Annotated in this window: 18 protein-coding genes; 12 read left to right on the top strand and 6 right to left on the bottom strand. The window is 70.7% G+C overall.

All coding sequences use genetic code 11. The features are described 5' to 3' along the window. Nucleotides 1–51: 51 nt before the first annotated feature. Nucleotides 52–2508, bottom strand: a complete 2457-nt coding sequence (locus AB0E24_RS22200) for a GH92 family glycosyl hydrolase (RefSeq protein ID WP_079256251.1) — start codon at nt 2506–2508, stop codon at nt 52–54. Nucleotides 2509–2639: 131 nt separating this feature from the next. Here AB0E24_RS22200 and AB0E24_RS22205 point away from each other — a divergent pair, with 131 nt between their 5' ends. From AB0E24_RS22205 to AB0E24_RS22230, 6 genes are all read left to right on the top strand, one after another. Further along, the gene (locus AB0E24_RS22205; RefSeq protein ID WP_359379235.1) at nt 2640–3587 is read left to right on the top strand and encodes a right-handed parallel beta-helix repeat-containing protein; all 948 of its coding nucleotides are present in this window, start codon (nt 2640–2642) and stop codon (nt 3585–3587) included. A gap of 269 nt (nt 3588–3856) precedes the next feature. Then, nucleotides 3857–4666 (top strand): DUF4142 domain-containing protein, encoded by an 810-nt coding sequence (locus tag AB0E24_RS22210; RefSeq protein WP_102933521.1) that lies wholly within the window; start codon nt 3857–3859, stop codon nt 4664–4666. A gap of 500 nt (nt 4667–5166) precedes the next feature. Then, nucleotides 5167–5577 carry a hypothetical protein gene (locus AB0E24_RS22215; protein ID WP_359379238.1) on the top strand — a complete coding sequence of 137 codons (411 nt, stop codon included), beginning with the start codon at nt 5167–5169 and terminating at the stop codon, nt 5575–5577. Continuing rightward, entirely contained in the window at nt 5574–6401 is an 828-nt protein-coding gene (locus AB0E24_RS22220) for a transcriptional regulator (RefSeq protein ID WP_359379241.1), read from the top strand. The genes AB0E24_RS22215 and AB0E24_RS22220 overlap by 4 nt, the downstream gene beginning before the upstream one ends. Before the next feature lie 109 nt (nt 6402–6510). Then, on the top strand, nt 6511–6945 hold the full coding sequence (locus AB0E24_RS22225; RefSeq protein ID WP_069872350.1) for a roadblock/LC7 domain-containing protein: 435 nt from the start codon (nt 6511–6513) through the stop codon (nt 6943–6945). A 100-nt stretch (nt 6946–7045) separates the two neighbouring features. After that, nucleotides 7046–7420 (top strand): hypothetical protein, encoded by a 375-nt coding sequence (locus AB0E24_RS22230; RefSeq protein ID WP_069872172.1) that lies wholly within the window; start codon nt 7046–7048, stop codon nt 7418–7420. 50 nt (nt 7421–7470) lie between these two features. Here AB0E24_RS22230 and AB0E24_RS22235 read toward each other — a convergent pair whose 3' ends face one another. The 3 genes from AB0E24_RS22235 to AB0E24_RS22245 form a co-directional block, all read right to left on the bottom strand. After that, the gene (locus tag AB0E24_RS22235) at nt 7471–8799 is read right to left on the bottom strand and encodes an enolase C-terminal domain-like protein (protein ID WP_232636535.1); all 1329 of its coding nucleotides are present in this window, start codon (nt 8797–8799) and stop codon (nt 7471–7473) included. A gap of 25 nt (nt 8800–8824) precedes the next feature. Further along, on the bottom strand, nt 8825–10162 hold the full coding sequence (locus AB0E24_RS22240; protein WP_069872168.1) for a gluconate:H+ symporter: 1338 nt from the start codon (nt 10160–10162) through the stop codon (nt 8825–8827). Between the two features lie 182 nt (nt 10163–10344). Further along, nucleotides 10345–11523: an L-talarate/galactarate dehydratase gene (locus tag AB0E24_RS22245; protein WP_069872166.1), complete on the bottom strand. Its 1179-nt coding sequence runs from the start codon at nt 11521–11523 to the stop codon at nt 10345–10347. A 152-nt stretch (nt 11524–11675) separates the two neighbouring features. Between AB0E24_RS22245 and AB0E24_RS22250 the strand changes: the two genes are divergently transcribed. Together AB0E24_RS22250 and AB0E24_RS22255 are read left to right on the top strand one after the other, a co-directional pair. Continuing rightward, complete coding sequence (locus AB0E24_RS22250; protein ID WP_069872163.1) at nt 11676–12578, top strand: LysR substrate-binding domain-containing protein; 903 nt, start codon at nt 11676–11678, stop codon at nt 12576–12578. Nucleotides 12579–12799: 221 nt separating this feature from the next. Beyond that, entirely contained in the window at nt 12800–14056 is a 1257-nt protein-coding gene (locus tag AB0E24_RS22255; RefSeq protein ID WP_359379246.1) for a cytochrome P450, read from the top strand. Here the strand turns inward: AB0E24_RS22255 and AB0E24_RS22260 are convergent. Further along, a complete protein-coding gene (locus AB0E24_RS22260) occupies nt 14053–14685 on the bottom strand; it encodes an ATP-binding protein (RefSeq protein ID WP_234701492.1) in 633 nt (210 codons plus the stop codon). The genes AB0E24_RS22255 and AB0E24_RS22260 overlap by 4 nt on opposite strands. A gap of 198 nt (nt 14686–14883) precedes the next feature. Between AB0E24_RS22260 and AB0E24_RS22265 the strand changes: the two genes are divergently transcribed. From AB0E24_RS22265 to AB0E24_RS22280, 4 genes are all read left to right on the top strand, one after another. After that, nucleotides 14884–15651 (top strand): IclR family transcriptional regulator, encoded by a 768-nt coding sequence (locus AB0E24_RS22265; RefSeq protein WP_069872158.1) that lies wholly within the window; start codon nt 14884–14886, stop codon nt 15649–15651. A gap of 42 nt (nt 15652–15693) precedes the next feature. Further along, the gene (gene glpK, locus AB0E24_RS22270; RefSeq protein ID WP_069872155.1) at nt 15694–17199 is read left to right on the top strand and encodes a glycerol kinase GlpK; all 1506 of its coding nucleotides are present in this window, start codon (nt 15694–15696) and stop codon (nt 17197–17199) included. A 160-nt stretch (nt 17200–17359) separates the two neighbouring features. After that, the gene (locus AB0E24_RS22275; protein ID WP_069872347.1) at nt 17360–17761 is read left to right on the top strand and encodes an SseB family protein; all 402 of its coding nucleotides are present in this window, start codon (nt 17360–17362) and stop codon (nt 17759–17761) included. 243 nt (nt 17762–18004) lie between these two features. Beyond that, complete coding sequence (locus AB0E24_RS22280) at nt 18005–18841, top strand: undecaprenyl-diphosphate phosphatase (RefSeq protein WP_093704714.1); 837 nt, start codon at nt 18005–18007, stop codon at nt 18839–18841. On the opposite strand, the gene AB0E24_RS22285 is transcribed toward AB0E24_RS22280, so the two are convergent. Beyond that, nucleotides 18831–19958, bottom strand: coding sequence for an alkene reductase (locus AB0E24_RS22285; RefSeq protein WP_359379252.1), 1128 nt, complete (start codon nt 19956–19958; stop codon nt 18831–18833). The genes AB0E24_RS22280 and AB0E24_RS22285 overlap by 11 nt on opposite strands. Between the last annotated feature and the right edge of the window lie 50 nt (nt 19959–20008).

Raw genomic sequence — 20008 nt, forward strand, 5'->3', positions numbered from 1 at the left:
CCATGGCCCATGTCCGCGCGGACACGTTCGCCTGCGCGACGGCCCAGTGCGTCAGTGAGGCAGCCGACCCGGGTCGGTGGCCCAGGTGGTGTCCGGCCGGTCGGCCAGGTCGAAGGAGAGCGAACCGCCCTGGCGGATGAACGAGCCGTCGAGCCACGAGGTGTTGTGCGGTTTGCCGTTCACCCGCACCGCGTGCACATAGAAGTCGGTGTCGGAGGCGTCCGGGGCGTCGATGGTGAGGGCGTGCCGCGAGCCCGCCGGGGCGACCACGGCGCGAGGGAAGAGCGGACCGGTGAGCAGTGCCTCGGCACGCCCCGGGGCCTGGGGGTAGAGGCCGAGCGCCGCGAACACGTACCACGCGGACATGGTGCCCAGGTCGTCATTGCCGGGCAGCCCCTTAGGCCCGGTTCCGTACACATTGGCGACGATCTGGCGCACCGTCTCCTGGGTCTTCCAGGGCTGACCGAGCGCGTTGTAGAGCCAGGGGGCGTGGATGCCCGGTTCATTGGTGGGGTCGTAGCGGAGCGGATCGCCGCCGCGGACCGACCAGGAGCCGTCGGGCTTGTGGAAGAAGCCGTCCAGCCGGGCCGCCGCCTTCTCGCGTCCGCCCATGGCGTCGGCGAGCCCCTGGACGTCCTGCGGCACCATCCAGGTGTACGTGGCCGCGCTGCCCTGGGCGAATCCCCGGTCGGACGCGGGGTCGAAGGGGGTCACCCAGGAGCCGTCCCGGTTCCTGGCCTGGCTGTAGCCGGCCGTACCGGTGGCCTCGGGGTTGAACACATTGCGCCAGTAGCCGCCGCGTGCGCCGAGCTCATCGGCCTCCTTGCCGCGGCCGAGCAGCCGGGCCCAGCGGGCGAGCGCGTCATCGGCGACGGAGTCCTCCAGGGTCTCCGCCGCACCGCCCCAGCAGTGGCAGGCGTCCTGCGCCGCGTACCCCGACTCCAGGTACTGGGCGAGGCCCGGGCGCTGGCCCTCGCACTGCCCCGGGCAGCCCTTGTCGGAGAGCGAATCGGGGTGGGGGACGGTGGCCTGGCGGTAGAGGGAGTCGAAGGCGCCCTTGGCGTCGAAGTTCCGTACCCCCATGGCGTAGAAGGTGGCGAGCGTGGCGGCGGAGGGGTCGCCGGTCATCACATGGGTGGCGCCGCTGATGTGCACCCAGCGGTCCCACACACCGCCGTTCTGCCGGGCGAAGTTGAACAGCGACTGGGCGAAGTCCCCGGCGACCCGGGGCTGGAGCAGGGCGAGCAGCTGCACCTGGGCGCGGTACTGGTCCCAGCCGGAGAAGTTGCTGTACTGCGCCGTCTGCCCGCGCTCGACGCGGTGCGGTGTGCCGTCCATGCCCGGGTAGCGGCCGTCGGTGTCGCTGATCAGGTTGGGCTGCTGGAGCGCGTGGTAGAGGGCGGTGTAGAAGGCGGTGCGGCGCGGTTCGCTGCCGCCGCTGACGCGGATGGCGCGCAGCCGGCGGTCCCAGGCGGCCCGTCCGGCGGCCGCCACATCGGCGACGCTCGCCCGGGGCGCTATCTCGGCGCGGAGGTTGGCCTCGGCGCCCGCGAGGGAGACGTACGAAATGCCGAGCCGCATCCGGACATCGTTATCCCGTGTGGTGTCGAAGCCGACGTATCCGCCGGAGCCACGCCCGGCCCGGTCGGCGCCGGTGAGATAGCCCTCGCCGCCGTCCGCGGTGGTGGCGCCGGGTGAGAGCCGGTCGTTCTCCCAGGTGCCCACGGTGGAGAAGGCGCGGTCGAACGAGGCGCTGAAGTAGAGGCGGTAGTAGGTCTTGCGGTTGTTCTCGCCGCCGTTGGCGCGCCGTCCGCAGAACGCGCCGGTCAGCACCCAGCCGGTGACCTTGTGCCGCTCGCGGTCGATCTCGATGTGCGCGTTCTCGCTGCCGTTGAGGGAGTTGGAGGTGCGGAACAGCAGTCGGGCCGGGGCGTCCCGGGGGAAGGAGAAGTCGGCGACACCGGCCCGCTCGCTCACCGCGAGATCGGCGGCCGCGCCCGAGTCGAGCCCCACCCGGTAGTGGCCGGGCTCGGCCTTCTCATTGTCGTGCGAGAAGGTGGCGGCGTACTTCTGGTCCTTGGTGTCGGCGGTGGGAGAGCTGTCGACCTCGCCGACGAACGGCATGATCGGCACATCGCCCGCGGCCCCGGGGTGGCAGCCCGCGCCGTTGACATGGGTGAGGCTGAAGCCCCGGACCCGGGTGGTGTCGTACGAATAGCCGTTGGCCGCGGCGGTGTTGGTCTGGTCGCCCGTGGTGCTGGTCGGGGACCAGGCGATCATGCCGAACGGCAGATTGGCGCCGGGGTAGGTGTTGCCGCCGCCCGCGGAGCCGATCAGCGGGTCCACATGGTCGACGGGGTGGCGTACCTCGTCGGCCCGTGGCGCCGCGCTCGCCGCGGGGGCCTCGACGAGCGGGGCGATCAGCGCGCCGATCGCCACCGCCACTCCCCCGCCGACCAGTGCCGATCGGCGTCCGAGTCTCTTTCGCCGTGCTTTGTGCGTCTCCATCGGGGATCACGCCCTTCCGTGTCTCGGGAGTGAACCTAGGGGCGCATGGTGACGGTGGAGTGAACCGGGTGACAGCAATGCACCGTTGACGTCGGGACCGGTCCCCGGGATCCGGCTCTACGGTTCCCGGCATGCGGATCACTTGGAGACTCGTCCTCGGCTTTCTCGCCGTCTCGGTCCTCGCGCTCCTGGCCGCCCTGGCGCGCCCGTCGTGGCCCCTGGAGCGAGGTACGGACGGCGGATCCGGCACCGCCGCGCAGAGGATGTGGCCCGCCACCGTGAAGGGGGCCGCGCGCTGCACCGTGCGCGCCACCACCCCGCGGGAGGCGGCGCGCCTGGCGAGGCCGGGGGACACCGTCTGCTTCGACGGCGATCTGTCCCGGCAACGGCTGGTCATCACCAAGGGCGGCGACCGGGAGCACCCGATCACCTACGCCGGGGGCGGGGACTCCGTGCACGGCATCACCATCGAGGCCGACGATGTGATCGTCGACGGGTTCCGGTCCATCCGCCCCGCGGCGCCCGGGATCGAGCTGACCGGCCACCGCGTCACCCTACGGAACAACACCGTGATCGGCCCGAGGGGCGGGGACGGCGACGGCATCCGGTTCTTCGGCGACGATCTCACCATCGCGCACAACACCGTCCGCGACACCGACAACAGCCATGGCCGGCACGCCGACTGCATGCAGACCTTCGCCAGCGACACCCCGCCCAGCCACCGTGTCCGCATCGAGGACAACCGCTGTCTGGAGGTGGACAACATGTGCCTGATGGCCGAGGGCCCGAACGACGGCGAGGGCGACGGCCGGGGCACCACCTCCGACTTCACCATCAGGGGCAACCGCTGTGAAACGCTGCGCGCCTCCCAGGCCCTGATGTTCGAGGACGTACAGAACGCGACCATCACCGGCAATGTGTTCGCCGCGCCCACCCACCACGCCATCGGCCTCGCCGAACACTCGACCGGCGCCCGGGTCTCCGGCAACGTCCTCCACTCCGGTATCCGCTACGAGGTGGGCATCGACGCCTCGTCCCGGCCGGGCTACCGGGGCCCGGAGCCGGGCGGCCCGCCGTAGGAACCTCTGGGAGGAGGAGCCGGGGGAGCGGGAGCGCGGGGTACTCCCGCTCCCCCGGGATACACGGACCCCCGCCCGGGAAACGGCGTATGACGCGTTGCTCCTGAGGCGGCTGTGAGATAGGCCATATGCGGCCGAAGTAACGGTTCAAAGATGCATAAACGGCCGCCACACCGTTGAGCATGGAGGCCGCGTGGTCCGTATTCGCCGGTGCAAGCACGGGCGGACACTGCTCCGCACTACGACCGGCGTCCCCGCCAGGAGGCTCTATGCGATCCCGGTACTTCGTGACAGGTACCTCCCTCCTCATAGGTTCCGTGGTGGTCACCCTCGGAGTGATCATGTCGCCCGTCCTGACGGGTGTGCAGCAGGAGAACCAGGCGAACCTGGCGAAGACGAGCTCGACGCAGTACGGACCGCTCACCGGGGCCGACCGGGACTTCGTGGTCAAGGTCCGGCTCGCCGGGCTGTGGGAGTTCCCCGTCGGTGAGCTGGCCCTGAAGAAGGGCACCACGGCGCCGGTGAAGACGGCCGGTGAGCATCTGGTCGTGGGGCACGCGCAACTGGACGCCGCCGCGCGGGACATCGCGCCCAAACTCGGCGTCACCCTGCCCAACAAGCCCACGCCGCAGCAGCAGGGGTTCCTGGACACCCTGACGGCCGCCACGGGCAAGGACTTCGACAGCCAGATGGCACAGATCCTGCGCATCACCCACGGCCAGATCTTCAGCTCCATCGCCAAGATCCGGGCGACCAGCAAGAACACCCTGGTGCGCCAGCTCGCGACCCAGGCCAACACGGTGGTGCTGGATCACATCACCCAGATGGAGAACACCGGGATGGTGGACTACGAGGCCCTCCCCGGCCAGATCACCTCGACCCCGACCCAGGGCCCGAACTTCACCAAGCCGGTGCTGCCCAGGCCCGGTGAGCCCATGGTCGTCCTGAAGGCGCCACCCTCGCTCGCCGGCAAGGGGGAAGCGCCCACGCCGTCGCCGCCCGCCCGCGTCGACGACACCCCGGGCGCCTCGGGCTCCCCCGCCACCCCCGGCGCCACCTCATCGCCCTCCGCGCCGTAACGCACCGTCAGGGCAGCCGGACAAGCCGGGTGAAACGCGGGCGGTTTCCGCCACATCGATACCGTCAATTCTCGCCACTCTGTGCACCGCGGGGGTGTGGAACGGCCCCGGGAGAGCCTCGTGCACACCTCTGGCGGGCACCGCGCCGCGTCCCGGCTCCATGCGTATGCGTACTCGACCATCGCACACCCGTCTACTGACCCATCCCCCACGCCTGCAACAGGACGGTGGAATATGCGTCCGGCCGTCTGTGGCCCGATGGCCCCGAACCCGCCGAGAATCCGTTCCGAGGGCCGATGACCGGGCCCGGCGGGCCGCCCGGCGAAGACTGCCGAGGCATACGGGGCCCACGGGGCGGCGGAGCTTACAACGCGCCGCCTACCATTTCCGAGCATTACCGGATTTGACCCCCAACGGCTGAACCCTGCGTAACCTCACCGTCACTGGCGAAGCGCCACCGGTGGGCGCCCGCCACGGGCGACGCAGGGAGGGGAGGCCGCATGCCCGGAATCGACGAGTGCTTAGTGGAAGCGATGACCGTGAACGGGGCGCGCGGAGCCGCCGTGATCGAGTGGACCAGTGGACTCGCGCTCGGCATGGTCGGCGAGGTGCGCGACGAGGACCCCGAGGCCACCGCGGCGGAGACGGCGGAGCTGGCCCGGATGGCCGCCGAGCAGCGGGCGTTCGCCGCGCTCGAGAAGGGCGGCGCGGACGCGGACGAGGCGGCTGGGGAGCCCGCCGTCGAGGATGTCATCGTCACCACCCGCACCTGCTACCACCTGTTGCGCTTCGTCGATACGGCCTTCGACAGCGGCGTCTTCTTCTATCTGTGGCTCGACCGCCGGGAGGGGAATCTGGCGCTCGCCCGGATCCGGCTGCGCGATATGTGCCGGCGTCTGGCACTGATATGAGCCTGCCGCGTCGGGCCGGTGCGCGGGCCGACCGCCCGCCCAGCCTCACCGGGCTCGCCGCCGAGCGGGCCAGCGGCGCCCTGCTGTGCGACGCGGGCACCGTCTATCTCCAAGGCGGCCAGGTGGTGCACGCCGAGAGTCCGGTGGCCCCCGGCATCGAGGTGCTGCTCACCGTCGGCGGACGGCTGACCGCCGACAGCTGGCGGGAGGCGGTGGGCCGCGCCGGCGGGGTCGGGCGGTTCCTCGTGGACAGCGGCCGGCTGTCGGACGCGGAGCTGGAGATCTGCCATCTGGGCGCGCTCTTCGACGCGGCGTACTTCGCGCTGGGACACGGCAGCGGCCCCCGCGGCTTCCAGCGGGGCGCGGCCCACTGGCTCGGGCCGGTGCGCCCGGTGGACGCGGTCGCCGTCGAGCGCGAGACCCGGCGCCGTGGCGGACTGCTGGACTCCCTGTGGCCGTATCCGCGGGTGGACACCGAACCGGTGGTGCTCCGCCGCCCCGACGGCCGTGCCCCGGCCGTCACTCCCCGTCAGCGCGCGGTGCTGGCGCTGGCCGACGGGGTCCGCACCCCCGCCGATATCGCCCATGAGCTGGGCCGTCCCGCCTTCCACACACTGCTCGACATACGGCGGCTGGCGGCCGCGGGCCATGTCGCCACACCGCGGCCCACCGGTCCGGGGCATCCGGGCCGCGCCGATCCGCCCGCCCGGTCCGGCGCCCCCGCGCCGACCGTCCCGGACCGCGGCCTGGGCGCGGTCGTCTTCACCGATCCCGATACCGACCTGCTGCGTCGGCTGCGCGACGCCCTGGAGGCAACCCTGTGATTCCCCCGACCAGCCCGCACGGCCCGACCGCCGCACACGGCCCGGCCGCAGCGCACAGTCCGACCGTCCCGCACGGCCCGACCGACCCGCCCACCCCGTGTACGGCGTCATGAGGCGCACCCTGCGGCAGCGCACGGAGCGGAAGTGGCTGCTGGCCGCCGAGCCCGAAGTGCTGGAGGAGCTGCGCCGGCTGCGGGCCCGGGTGACCCATGTGACCGGCGCACTCGCCGCCACCAGCGATGGTGTGGTGCTGGCGCATGACACGGCCACCGTCGAGCCCGAGGGGGTGGCGGCGCTGACCGCCGCGGCCCTCGGGGTGGCGCGGTCGCTGGCGGCTGCCACCGGGCGGGGCGACTTCCGTGAGCTGCTGGTTCGCGGCGAGGACGGCTATGTCGCCAGCTACGCCGCGGGGTCCACGGCCGTGCTGACCGTGCTGGCCGGTGACCGTACCAACGTCGGCCGCCTCCATATGGAGGCCCGTCGCTCGGGCGCCCGGCTCGCCGATCTGGTGGGCGTCGCCCTCAGCAGGGCCGAGCAGCCCTGACACCACGACCTCCCCCACCGGCGCGCACCCCGCGCCCACACCCGACCCGACATCAACGGCATCACCGATATCACCGACACCGAAGGGAACAACCACGATCATGGCGAACACCCAGACCGCGCTCAAAGAGGCGATGACGTCCGTAGAGGGCTGCCTCGGCGCCGCGCTGGTCGACTACTCCAGCGGTATGGCCCTGGGCACCGTGGGCGGGGGAAAGGACCTCGACCTGACGGTGGCCGCGGCGGGCAACACCGATGTGGTGCGCGCCAAGGTGCGGACCATGGAGCAACTCGGCCTCCAGGACACCATCGAGGACATCCTCATCACCCTCGGCAGCCAGTACCACCTGATCCGGCTGCTGAAGGGCCGGGATAGCCAGGGCCTCTTCCTCTATCTGGCGCTGGACAGGAACCGGGCCAATCTGGCGATGGCACGACACCAACTGCGCAAGATCGAGGCCGGGCTGGAGATCTGAGCCGTACGGCCCCGTCCCGTGGGCCGATCCGGCCCACCGGACGGGGCACGCTAACGCACCAGGCAGGGACGCTTGTTGTCGAAGGTCCAGCCCGGAATGAGATAGCGCATGCCCACCGCGTCGTCCCGCGCCCCCAGCGCCTTCTCCTGGTAGAGGGCGTGGGCGGCGAGGAGCCGGTCCCGGTCGAGCCGGATTCCCAGGCCGGGAGTGTCCGGGATGGCGATCTCGCCACCGGTGATCCGCGGCGGATCGACGGTGAGCCGCTCCAGCCCCTCCTGCCAGATCCAGTGGGTGTCCAGGGCGTTGTACTCGCCCGGGGCGGCGGCTCCGCAGTGGGCCACCATCGCCAGGGAGATGTCGAAGTGGTTATTGGAGTGGCATCCCCAGGTCAGGCCCATCTCATGGCACAGCTGGGCCACCCGTACCGACCCCTGCATGGTCCAGAAGTGGGGGTCGGCCAGCGGGATGGAGACCGATTGCAGCGCCAGCGCGTGGGTCATCTGCCGCCAGTCCGTGGCGATCATGTTGGTGGCCGTGGGCAGTCCGGTGGCGCGCCGGAACTCCGCCAGGATCTCCCGGCCCGAGTAGCCGTCCTCGGCCCCGCACGGGTCCTCGGCGTAGGCGAGCGTGCCGAGCAGCGGGCGGCACAGCTCGATCGCCTCGCGCAGCGACCAGGCGCCGTTGGGGTCGAGGGTGATACGGGCCCCGGGGAAGCGCTCCTTGAGCGCCCGTACCGCCTTGACCTCCTCGTTTCCCTCCAGCACCCCGCCCTTGAGCTTGAAGTCCCGGAAGCCGTAGAGGTCGTAGGTGGCCTCGGCCTGGCGGACTATCGCCTCGGGGGTGAGCGCCTCCTCGTGGCGGACGCGGTACCACTCGGCGGCGGCGTCGGGTTCGCGGACGTACTCCAGATCGGTCCGGTCGGGATCGCCGACGTAGAACAGATAGCCCAGGACCCGTACCGAGTCACGCTGCTGTCCGTCGCCCAGCAGCGCCGCGACCGGCACCTCGAGATGTTGCCCCAGCAGGTCCAGCAGGGCCGACTCGACGGCGGTGACGGCGTGCACGGTGGTGCGCAGATCGAAGGTCTGGGCGCCGCGGCCCCCGGCATCGCGGTCGCCGAACCGCTGTCCGATCTCGCTCAGCACCCGCTTGTAGTCGCCCACCCGCGCCCCGACGACGAGGGATCCGGCGTCGCGCAGCGTCTGGGTGATCTTCTCCCCGCCGGGGACCTCCCCCAGTCCCGTACGGCCCTCGGAGTCCTCGAGGACGACCACGTTGCGGGTGAAGTACGGGCCGTGGGCGCCGGAGAGGTTCAGCTCCATGCTGTCCCGGCCGGCGACCGGATAGACGGAGAAGGAGGTGACGGTCGGCTGGCTCATCGTGGCGTCCTTGGGTCGGAGGCGGTCAGACATTCAGTGCTTCGAGGGTCCATTCGACGGCCAGGACACCGCCGAGGCCGAGGACCGCGAGCACGGTGGTGTAGGTGGTGCGCGCCTTGATGGCGTCGATGACGGAGAGGTTGAAGTACTCCTTGAACATCCAGAAGCCGGGGTCGTTCACATGGCTGAAGGCGATCGAACCACAGGAGACGGCGAGGACCATCAGCTCGGGGTGGACTCCGCTGTTCTCCAGGAGCGGCTGCACCACCCCGGCGGCGGTGACCACCGCGACCGTCGCCGATCCGAGCGCCACCCGCAGGACGACGGCGATGAGCCAGGCGAGGATGATCGGCGAGATGGACCAGCTGTCGGTGAGGTCCTTGATGTAGTCGGATATCCCGCCCTCGACCAGGACCTCCTTGAACGCGCCACCGGCCCCGATGACCAGCAGGATCATCGCCATCGCCTGGGCCGCCGAGTTGCAGGAGGCGCTGACCTCGGCCAGGCTCCGGCCGATCCGCGGGCCGAACGCCCACACCGCCAGCAGCAGGGTCAGCAGCAGGGCGATCGGCGCGGATCCGATGAAGGTGATGAAGTGCAGGACCGGGCCGTCGCCGGACACGGCCATGTCGGTCACCGCGGCGCCCGCGATCAGCACCACCGGGACCAGCGCCACCGAAAGCGACCAGCCCAGGCCCGGCATCTCCTCATCGGTGAAGGTGCGCTCGCTGACCAGGCCCTTGGGGATCGCGGGGTCCATCCGGCGGACGAACGGAAGGCGCGGCCACACCAGGGCGATCAGCGCACCGGCCGGAACGGCGATGAACAGCCCGTAGAACAGGGTCAGTCCGACGGAGGCGTGGAAGGTCGAGGCCACCGCGGTGGGCCCGGGGTGGGGCGGCAGAAAGCTGTGCATGGTCGACAGGGCGATGGACATCGGAAGCCCGACCCACAGCAGGTTCTTCCGGGTGACCCGGACGATGGTGAACGCCACCGGCACGATGATGACGAAGGCCACCTCGTAGAACATGGTCACGCCGATGAGCATGGCGGTGACCACCATCGCCACCTGGACCCAGCGCAGTCCGAAGGTGTCGATGAGGGTGGTGGCTATGCGCTGGGCCGCGCCGCAGTCGCCCATGACCCGGCCGACCATGGCGCCGAGACCGACGACGAGCATGGTGTCGCCGATCTGACCCCCGACACCCTCGCCGAGGACCTCGGGGATCTTCTCCATCTCGACCCCCTGCACCAGCGCGACCCCGACGGCCACGAGGAGCAGGGCGATGAAGCCGTTGAGCTTCAGCCTGGTCATGAGGAACAGCAGGATCCCCACGCTGATTCCGACGACGACTAGTGGCATGTCTTCAGTTCCCCTTTGAACTGCGAGCGGTTGGGCGGGAGGCGCCAACGGTTCGCCAGACGGGCCAAGGAGTCCACGTACATGCACTCCGTCTATATATGCAGATGGAGGCTAGAGGGGTGACCACCACCGGTCAATGGGTGTGGCCATGGATCCGCGACCGGCTTCGCGGCGAGCCGGACTCATCGGGTGCCGAACTCCGCGGTGGCGCGCGTCCAGGCGTGGGCCTGCTCGCTGAGGGTGATGCCGAGGCCGGGCCGTGCGGACACCCGCATCCGGCCGTCGCGGATCTCCAGCCGCTCATTGAACAGCGGCTCCAGCCAGTCGAAATGCTCCACCCACGGCTCGGCCGGATAGGCGGCCGCGAGATGGAGGTGGATCTCCATCGCGAAGTGCGGGGCGAGCTGGAGATGGTGCTGCTCGGCGAGGGTGGCCAGCTTGAGGAACTGGGTGATGCCACCGATGCGCGGTGCGTCGGGCTGGATGATGTCCGCCGCGCCGTGGCGTATCAGCTCCCAGTGTTCGGCGACGCTGGCCAGCATCTCCCCCGTGGCCACGGGGGTGTCCAGCGAGGCGGCGAGGGCCGCGTGGCCCGGTGCGTCATAGGCGTCCAGCGGCTCCTCGATCCAGACCAGGCCGAACTCCTCGAAGGCGCGCCCCATGCGCTGTGCGGTGGGCCGGTCCCACTGCTGATTGGCGTCGACCATGAGCGGCACATCATCGCCCAGGTGCTCGCGTACGGCGGTCAGCCGGCGCAGGTCCTCCTTGCCGTCCGGCTGGCCCACCTTGATCTTGATACCGCCGATTCCACTGGCCAGGGAGGCCGTGGCGTTCTCCAGGAGTTGCCCGGTCGGCGTGTGCAGAAAGCCACCGGAGGTGTTGTAGCAGCGGACGGTGTCGCGGTGTGCGCCCAGCAACTTGGCCAGTGGCAGTCCCGCCCGCTTGGCCTTGAGGTCCCACAGGGCGATGTCGAAGGCCGCCACCGCCTGGGTGGACAGCCCACTGCGGCCCACCGAGGCGCCGGCCCACACCAGTTTGGTCCAGATCCTGCCGATGTCGCTGGGGTCCTCACCGAGGAGGGTGGGCGCGATCTCCTGGGCGTGGGCGAACTGGCCGGGCCCTCCCGCGCGCTTGGAGTAGCTGAAGCCGATGCCCTCGTGGCCCTGCTCGGTGGCGAGTTCGACGAAGAGGAACGCCACTTCCGTCATCGGCTTCTGGCGCCCGGTGAGAACCTTGGCGTCGCTGATCGGAGTGGCCAGGGGAAGGACGACCGAGGACACCCGGACCCAGGAGACCCGGTCCAGGGTTGCCTCGCCTGCTTGCTGTGCGATGTGCGTTGCCGTATGCGATGTGGTCACCACGTGTTGTCCCTGTGTGTGGGGCCCGTGTGCGGGGCGAGCGGATGTCGTCGGAGCCGCCCCGGGGCGGCCGACGAACTCCTTTGCAAGCTAAGGTCGCCAGACGATCTACGTCTAACTTAAAATTGGCATGCGTTGATACCGGGAGAGCATCGTTGTTCACGCTCATGCAACTCACCAGCTTTGTGACGGTCGCCGAGGAGCTGCACTTCACCCGGGCCGCGGAGCGGCTGAAGATGACCCAGCCGCCGCTGAGCCGCCAGATCCAGCTGCTGGAGACCGAGTTGGGGGTGCAGCTGCTGGAGCGCGCCAACCGCTCGGTGCGGCTCACCCCCGCGGGACGCGCCTTCCTCACCGAGGCCCGCCGTATCCTGCGCCAGTCCGAGCACGCCGTCCTCGCCGCCCGGCAGGTGGCCACGGGCGAGGCGGGCAGCATCGCCATCGGCTTCACGGCGGCCAGCGCCCACTCCGTGCTCGGCACACTGCTGGAGATCGCCCGGGCGACCATGCCGGGCGCGGAGATCACACTGCGCGAGATGGTCACCCGCGACCAGTTGGAGGCCGTCACCGAGCGGAGCCTGGACCTGGGCCTGGTACGGCCCTCGGTCACCGGACCGGATCTGTGCTCCCGGCCCGCGGCCCGGGAGCGGCTGCTCGCCGCCCTGCCGACGGGCCACCCGCTGGCGGCGCGCGAAGAACCGCTCCAGGTGGCCGACTTCGACGGGCAGGACCTGCTGATGTACTCGCCCATCGAGGCGCGCTACTTCAACGAGTTACTCATCAGCATCTTCCGCGCCGCACACGCCACCCCGGTCTTCTCCCAGTACCTGAGCCAGGTCCACACCATCCTGGCCCTGGTCAACGGCGGCTGGGGAGTGGCCCTGGTACCGGAGACCGCCGCCCGGCCGCGCTACCCGAACATCGCCTTCAAACCAGTGGAGTTGACCACCCCGGAACCGGTGGAACTCAACCTCGTATGGCGCGGCAACAACGACAACCCGGCCCTGCACACACTGCTCCGCCACGCGGCCGCCCTTCTCCCCGACCGAGGAGCCTGACCGCGTGACGCCCAGGACCTCCGGAAAGGGAGTTCTCCCCATGACCGGCTCCCCGGGCGCGACGCGTCGTGCCCGGGAACCCACCCGCGGTGACGGCCCGTCGCCGCGGGCCCCGGCCGCACAGGCCGTCGCGTAGCCCGGCCCATCGGCCCGAGCTACGCTCGAAAGGGAGGGACACTAACGGGGAGGGACTCGGTTCGCCTTTCGAAGGGAGCGCTTCCGTGTCCGTCACATCACGCGCGTCGACCCCGTCCGCGCTCCCCAGACATCGTGACTGCCCCTTCGATCCGCCCAGTGCCTATACGGAGCTGCGCGAGGAGGGCGGTGCAAGTCGGCTCGCCTTTCCGGACGGCAACGTGGGCTGGCTGCTCACCCGCCATGAGGACGTATCCCAACTGCTGGCGGACGACCGGTTCAGCTCGGACCGCCGCCGGACCTCCTCGCCGGTGCACTCGTTTCCGGTCCGCCCGGACGACCGCCGCATGCTGGGCTCGTTCATCGGCATGGACCCACCCGAGCACACCCGCTACCGGCGGCTGCTGAGCAAGTGGTTCACCGCCCGGGGGATGCGCGGGCTCCAGCCCCGGATCGAGGAGATCGTCGAGGACCGCCTGGCCGCGATGGAGCGCGCCGGTCCCCCGGCCGACCTCGTGACGTCCTTCGCCCAGCCGATCCCCTCGCTGGTGATCTGCGAACTGCTGGGGGTCCCGTACGAGGACCGGACCGACTTCCAGCGGTGGGCCACCGTGCTGCTCCGGCTCGGCCAGAGCCAGCAGGAGGTCTACGCGGCCAGGGACGCGCTGTGGGACTACATGCGGGGGCTGATCGACGCCAAGCGGCACCGGCCGGACGAGGCGCTGCTCTCCCGTCTGGTCAACGGCGACCAGGGCGCGCCCGGCGGCCCCGGGACCGCCACGGCGGCCGGGCTGACCGACGACGAGCTGACCGGTGTGGGGCTGCTGCTGCTCGTAGCGGGCCATGAGACGACGGCGAACATGCTGGCCCTGGGCACCTACGCCCTGCTGCGCCACCCCGAGCAGGCGCGCATGGTGCGGGAGCGGCCCGAGGTGATCGACCACGCGGTGGAGGAGCTGCTGCGGTATCTGACCATCGTCCAGTTCGGGACGGTGCGGGTCGCGCGGGAGGACCTCGAGATCGCGGGGGTGCGGGTACGGGCCGGGGAGACGGTGGTCGGGTCGCTGGCCTCGGCCAACCGGGACTCCTCGCGGTTCCCCGACCCCGACACCCTCGACGTCACCCGCGACACACCCGACCAGATGGCCTTCGGCCACGGCATTCACCAGTGCCTGGGCCAGCATCTGGCGCGGATGGAGATGCGGACGGGCTACCCCGCCCTGCTGCGGCGCTTTCCCACGCTCCGCCTCGCGGTGGAGCCCGGCCAGGTGCCCCTGCGCCACGACATGCTGGTCTACGGAGTCCACCGGCTCCCGGTCACCTGGGACCGGGCCGCCGGTTAGGCGACCAGCAGATCCGCCCACCAGGTGATGCCCTGATGGCAGGAGCGACTGCCGTGGCGCGCGGACAGCGCGGTGACGATACCGAGCCCACGGCCGTGCTCATCGGGCTCGATGTCCTCGTCCGCCCGCTGGTCGGCGGGGACCGGGCCGCCGTCGGTCACCTCGATGCGCAGGCTGGAGCGGCCCTCGCACTGGCTCCAGCCCAGCCGCAGCACGGCCGGGGGCAGCGCGTGCAGGATCGCGTTGGTGACCAGCTCCGAGATCACCATCAGCGCCTCGTCGAGCAGTTCGGTGGACAGCTCCCATTCGGTGAGCAGCGCGTGCGCCCGCCGCCGCACGGTGGCGACGGCCTCGCAGAGGTGCGGGACCGGAAGTACATGGGCATCGCCCTCGCTCGCCGAGAATCGGTCCAGGATCTCGTCGGGCGTCGCCGACGACGGCCGGTCCGGCAGCTCGTCGTCAGTCGGAAGCGGCGGCCGGTCCGGAACCTCGTCGTGTTCCGCCGCCGACGCGCTCAAGGCGTCCGGGCCCTGCGCCTGGGAGCCGATGAGACGGGCGCCGGTGAGATCGACGGTCCCCGCGGCCTGCCCGGTGGGGCCGGGCATCGGCATGCTCAGTTGTTCCGCCACGTCTCCTCCTCTCCTAGCCGGATAGTGCTTCTCTGCCGGGCACCCTTCAGGGCACCTTTCGGCATACGGGTCTTCTTGTCCCGATACGGACGCTATGACCCCCATCAAGCGGGGTCAACGAATCCGAGTCGGCATTACCGAACGTTTGGCGTTTTCGCCGACAGGCTGTGCCACTGCCCAACGAGCTACGATCGCGTCATGGCCGGCCCGGTGCAGTCCATCGAGCGGGCGGCGGCGATTCTGCGACTGCTCGCCCGGGGCTCAGGTCGGCTCAGTCTGGGCGAGGTGGCGACCTCGCTCGGGCTCGCGAAGGGCACCGCGCACGGCATTCTGCGCACTCTTCAGAGCGTCGACTTCGTCGAACAGGACAGGGCGACGGGGAAGTACCAGCTCGGCGCTGCGCTGCTGCACCTGGGGACCAGCTATCTCGACATCAACGAGCTGCGGTCCCGCTCCATCAACTGGGCCGACGCCCTGGCCGCCCGCAGCGGTGAGGCGGTCCGCCTCGGAGTGCCCCTGGAGGGCAAGGTCCTCATCGTCCACCACGTCTTCCGGCCCGATGACACCTTCCAGACCCTGGATGTGGGCTCGCTGCTGCCCCTGCACGCCAGCGCGCTGGGCAAGGTCCTGCTGGCGTACGGGGCGACCCCGCTGGAGCCGCTCATGGAAACCGAACAGGAGAGCTACACCCGGCACACCCTGGTCTCCCCCCAGCAGCTGAACCGGGCGCTGGGCGAGGTCCGCGAGGCCGGGTGGGCGGCCGCGATCCAGGAAATGATGATGGGCGAGGCGGACATCGCCGCGCCGATCCGCGGACAGGGCGGTCTGGTGGTGGGCGCCGTCGGTATCTCCGGCGCCATGGACCGCCTCTGCGACAGCAAGGGCCGGCCCCATGCCTCACTCGTCGGGCTGACGCGCGACGCCGCCCGGGCGATCTCCCGCGATCTCGGCGCGACTCGCTGGTGATGTCCATGCCCCGCAGATACGCGCCCGAAGGCAGGCCAGGCCATGGTTGAACGCTATGTGATGTCCATCGACCAGGGGACCATGTCCACCCGGTGCATCCTCTTCGACCACCAGGGGCGGCTGGTATCGGTCGGCCAGCGAGAACATGAGCAGTACTTCGCCAGGCCCGGCTGGGCCGAGCACGACCCGGCCGAGATCTGGTCCCATCTGCGCCGGGTCGTCGTGCCCCGGGCCCTCGACGGCGCGGGGATCCGGCCCGAGCAGATCACGGCGATCGGCATCGCCAATCAGCGCGAGACCACGGTGGTCTGGGACCGCCGTACGGGCGTTCCGGTGGGCCACGCCATCACCTGGCAGGACACCCGCACCAGCGGCTATGTCGAGGAGCTGCGCCGGACCACCGGTGACGACTTCTTCCTGGAACGCTGCGGTCTGTCGCCCACGACCTATTTCTCCGCGCCCCGGCTGCGCTGGCTGTTCGACCATGTCGAGGGTTTGCGCGAGCGCGCGGAGCGCGGGGACGTGCTGTTCGGCACGATGGAGAGCTGGCTGATCTGGAATCTCACCGGAGGGCCCGACGGCGGGCTGCACCTCACCGACGCCACCAACGCCAGCCGCACCATGCTGATGAACATCCGCAGCCTGACCTGGGACGATGAACTGCTGGCCTATTTCGATGTGCCCCGGGCGATGCTGCCGGAGATCCGCTCCTCCGCCGAGTGCTACGGCATGGCCAGCGCCCTGCTGCCGAACGTCCCGATCTGCGCCGCGCTCGGCGATCAGCAGGCGGCGCTGTTCGGGCAGACGTGTTTCGCCACCGGCGAGGCAAAGTGCACCTATGGCACCGGCAGCTTCCTCCTGGTCAACACCGGCACCGAGCTCGTACGGTCCCGGCACGGGCTGCTGACCACGGTGGGCTACAAGGTCGGCGACGAGCCGCCGGTCTACGCCCTGGAGGGCCCGATCGCCGTCACCGGCTCGCTGGTGCAGTGGTTCCGCGACCGTCTGGGGATGATCCACAGCGCCCCCGAGATCGAGACCCTTGCCCGCGGTGTCGAGGACAACGGCGGCTGCTATATCGTCCCCGCCTTCTCCGGGCTGTTCGCCCCGCACTGGCGCAGCGACGCCCGCGGGGTGATCGTCGGGCTCACCTCGTACATCACCAGGGGGCATCTGGCCCGGGCCGTGCTGGAGGCTACCGGCTGGCAGACCCGGGAGGTGGTCGACGCCATGAACGCCGACTCGCCGCGGCCACTGCGTCAGCTGAAGGTGGACGGCGGAATGACGTCGAACAATCTGCTGATGCAGTTCCTGGCCGACGTCCTGGAGATGCCGGTGGTGCGCCCAATGGTCTCCGAGACCGTCTCGCTCGGGGCCGCCTACGCCGCCGGACTCGCCTCCGGCTACTGGCCGGATCTGGAGGGGCTGCGCCGCAACTGGCACCGCGCGGCCCAATGGATGCCCACGATGGACCCCGCACGGCGGGAGACGGAGTACGAGAACTGGCGGCGGGCGGTCGAGAGGTCGCTGGGCTGGGCCAGATCGTAGCCCGGGGCATATTCCCCCGCGGGCCCGGCGGAGGAATCGAGTCCGGGGGACGTGTGAGTTCGATGAGGCGGGGTATTCGAGCCAGCCGCGGCTGTTTCAACCGGCCGCTCTGGGACCCAGAGACCCATGAAGACCCACAACCCGATCCATGGACGGAATCATGACCAGCCCTTCCGATGAAAACGTCTCCGCCACCCAGCAGGCCCTCGGCGAGCTGGCTGCCGACCGGGCGGACGAGTCGGCGCTGAACACCCTTGCCAACAGTGAGGTCCTGCTCCCCTCCGCCGAGACCGGAGAGGAGACGGACCCGCAGGCCGTGACCCTGCCCGTGTTCCAGCAGGAGGACGGCGCGCAGCTGGTACCGGTCTTCACCACCCCGGCCCGGATGCACCAGGCCCTGCCCCAGATCGAGCGGTACCACCTGGTGCCGCTGGGCGCGCTGGCCCAGGGATGGCCCTCCGAAGAGCTTTCGCTGACCATCGACGCGGGCGCCCCGGAGGCAGTCACCCTTTCGGCCAACGGTGTGCGGAGCCTGCTCAGCGGCTCCGGTCCGGCCGCCTGACCCCTTCCCGCGGCGGCTCGTGCCCCTTCCTGTACGGGCACGGGCCGCGGCGATGCCCGGATTCCGCGTCCGCCTCTCCCCACAAGCCCGGCGGAGCGCCGTGGGCCGCCCGCCGGCCGGCCCCGTCGCGCGCCCGGTGATCGGCCGCCGTCCCGCGCCCGCCGATTGGCCACCGTCCCATCGATCGTCTACGGTCCCGTAAACATTCACTGGTTACGGACAGACACCGGCGGGACTGATCACGTGAGCGCGATCAACATCGGACAGGCCGTCGTTCTCGGCGTCGTGGAGGGGGTCACGGAGTTCCTCCCGGTCTCGTCCACCGGCCACCTCAAGATCTCCGAGGGGCTGATGGACATCCCGGTGGACGACAAGTCGGTCGTCGCCTTCACCGCGGTGATCCAGGTCGGTGCCATCGCCGCCGTCCTGCTGTACTTCTTCCGCGACATCCGCCGCTTCGCCACCGCCTGGGGACGGGGGCTGGTCAACCGCGAGGAGAGGTACCACCACGACTACAAGTTCGCGTGGTGGGTCATCTACGCCACGATCCCCATCGTGGTCGTGGGCCTGGCGGCCAAACCGCTGATCGAGGGCCCGCTCGCCTCGCTGTGGGTGGTGGCCGGTTCGCTGATCGTGGGCAGCGGGCTGATGTGGCTGGCCGACCGGATGGGGCGCCACAAGCGCGGGGAGGACGACACCGACGTCAAGGACGCGATGCTGGTCGGCTCCTCGCAGATCCTCGCGCTGCTCTTCCCCGGCTTCTCCCGTTCGGGCGCCACGATGGCCACCGGCCTCATGCTCGGCCTGGACCGCGTGGCCGCCACCCGGCTCTCCTTCTTCCTGGGCATTCCGTCGCTGACCGGCGCGGGCCTCTACGAGCTCAAGGACGCCATGGGCGGCGGCGTGGGCACGGTGCCGCTGTTGGTGGGCACGGTGGTGTCCTTCGCCGTGGCCTACGCCTCCATCGCCTGGCTGCTGAAGTTCGTCGCCAAGCATTCGTTCAACGCCTTTGTGATCTACCGGATCGTGATCGGCGTGGCGCTGTTCGGACTGCTCGGCGCGGGCGTGCTCAACGCCTGACGCCGTCCTCCCAGCCGCTGGCCGGATAGTCGACATAGCCGCCCGCCCCGCCGGTGTAGTACGTGCCCGGATCGCCCGCCGCCAGCTCGCGGTCCAGGGCGAACCTGGCCACCAGGTCGGGGTTGGCCACGAAGTGCGTGGCATAGGAGACGGCGTCCGCGAGCCCCGCCTCGATCACGGCGTTCCCGCTCTCCCGGTCGAAGCCGTGGTTGGCGATCAGCGGTCCGGCGAAGAGCGGCCGGTAGCGGGCGAAGGCGTCGTGGCCGGGGGCGGCGCCGGGCGCGGCCGGGGCCGGTCCCCGTAGATGCAGATAGGCCACGGGGTGGTCGCACAGCTCCGCCACGAGCGCGTCGTAGTCGGCGAGCGTCCGCTCGTCGGCGGTGAACCGCTCGGCGGTCCAGTGCGGCGACAGACGGACGCCCACCCGGCGGCCGTCCCAGGCCGCGGCCGCCGCGTCGACGATCTCCATCAGCAGGCGCCGCCGCCCGGCCGCGTCGCGACCGTAGGCGTCGCGGCGGCGGTTCAGCCGCGGATTGAGGAACTGCGGGATCAGGAACGAGCCCAGGGCGTGGATCTCCACCCCGTCGAAACCGGCGCGGCGGGCATTGGCCGAGGCCGCCCCGTACTCCGCGACCGTGTCCCGGATCTCCGCGAGCGTCATCTCCCGCGGGGTGACCGTGGCCTTGGGCCCGGCCAGGGTGTAGGACCGCTCCCGGGGATCGACCGCCGACGGGCCGGCCGGCCGAGCGCCCCCGAGGTGGTCGGGGTGCGAGGCGGCGCCGGTGTGCCACAGCTGGAGCACGATCCGGCCGCCGAGGGCGTGGACCACGTCGGTGACCCGGCGCCATCCCCTGATCTGCTCCTCGCTGTAGACACCGGGGACGTGAGGGAAGCCGATGGCCCGCTCGCTCACCCACGTCCCCTCGGTGATGATCAGCCCGGCCCCGGCCCGCTGACCGTAGTAGGCCGTGTGCATACCGTTCGGGACCAGCCCCTCGCCCGTGGCGCGGGCCCGGGTCATGGGGGCCATCACCACCCGGTTGGGCAGTCGGAGGTCCCCCAGGTCCGCGGGGCGCAGCAGCGGCCGGTCCAGGGCGGTCGAAGCGATGGTGCTCATGGTGTTTTCCCCTCTCACCTCGGCCTTGTCACCTCGGCCGCGTGGGATAC

Origin of the sequence: Streptomyces malaysiensis subsp. malaysiensis, from assembly GCF_040653035.1 — a bacterium.
GTDB lineage: Bacteria > Actinomycetota > Actinomycetes > Streptomycetales > Streptomycetaceae > Streptomyces > Streptomyces malaysiensis.

Coding starts and splice junctions, on each gene's coding strand:
- AB0E24_RS22200 (WP_079256251.1), bottom strand. CDS start 2,508: ATGGAGACGCACAAAGCACGGCGAAAGAGACTCGGACGCCGATCGGCA.
- AB0E24_RS22205 (WP_359379235.1), top strand. CDS start 2,640: ATGCGGATCACTTGGAGACTCGTCCTCGGCTTTCTCGCCGTCTCGGTC.
- AB0E24_RS22210 (WP_102933521.1), top strand. CDS start 3,857: ATGCGATCCCGGTACTTCGTGACAGGTACCTCCCTCCTCATAGGTTCC.
- AB0E24_RS22215 (WP_359379238.1), top strand. CDS start 5,167: ATGCCCGGAATCGACGAGTGCTTAGTGGAAGCGATGACCGTGAACGGG.
- AB0E24_RS22220 (WP_359379241.1), top strand. CDS start 5,574: ATGAGCCTGCCGCGTCGGGCCGGTGCGCGGGCCGACCGCCCGCCCAGC.
- AB0E24_RS22225 (WP_069872350.1), top strand. CDS start 6,511: ATGAGGCGCACCCTGCGGCAGCGCACGGAGCGGAAGTGGCTGCTGGCC.
- AB0E24_RS22230 (WP_069872172.1), top strand. CDS start 7,046: ATGGCGAACACCCAGACCGCGCTCAAAGAGGCGATGACGTCCGTAGAG.
- AB0E24_RS22235 (WP_232636535.1), bottom strand. CDS start 8,799: ATGAGCCAGCCGACCGTCACCTCCTTCTCCGTCTATCCGGTCGCCGGC.
- AB0E24_RS22240 (WP_069872168.1), bottom strand. CDS start 10,162: ATGCCACTAGTCGTCGTCGGAATCAGCGTGGGGATCCTGCTGTTCCTC.
- AB0E24_RS22265 (WP_069872158.1), top strand. CDS start 14,884: ATGGCCGGCCCGGTGCAGTCCATCGAGCGGGCGGCGGCGATTCTGCGA.
- glpK (WP_069872155.1), top strand. CDS start 15,694: ATGGTTGAACGCTATGTGATGTCCATCGACCAGGGGACCATGTCCACC.
- AB0E24_RS22275 (WP_069872347.1), top strand. CDS start 17,360: ATGACCAGCCCTTCCGATGAAAACGTCTCCGCCACCCAGCAGGCCCTC.
- AB0E24_RS22285 (WP_359379252.1), bottom strand. CDS start 19,958: ATGAGCACCATCGCTTCGACCGCCCTGGACCGGCCGCTGCTGCGCCCC.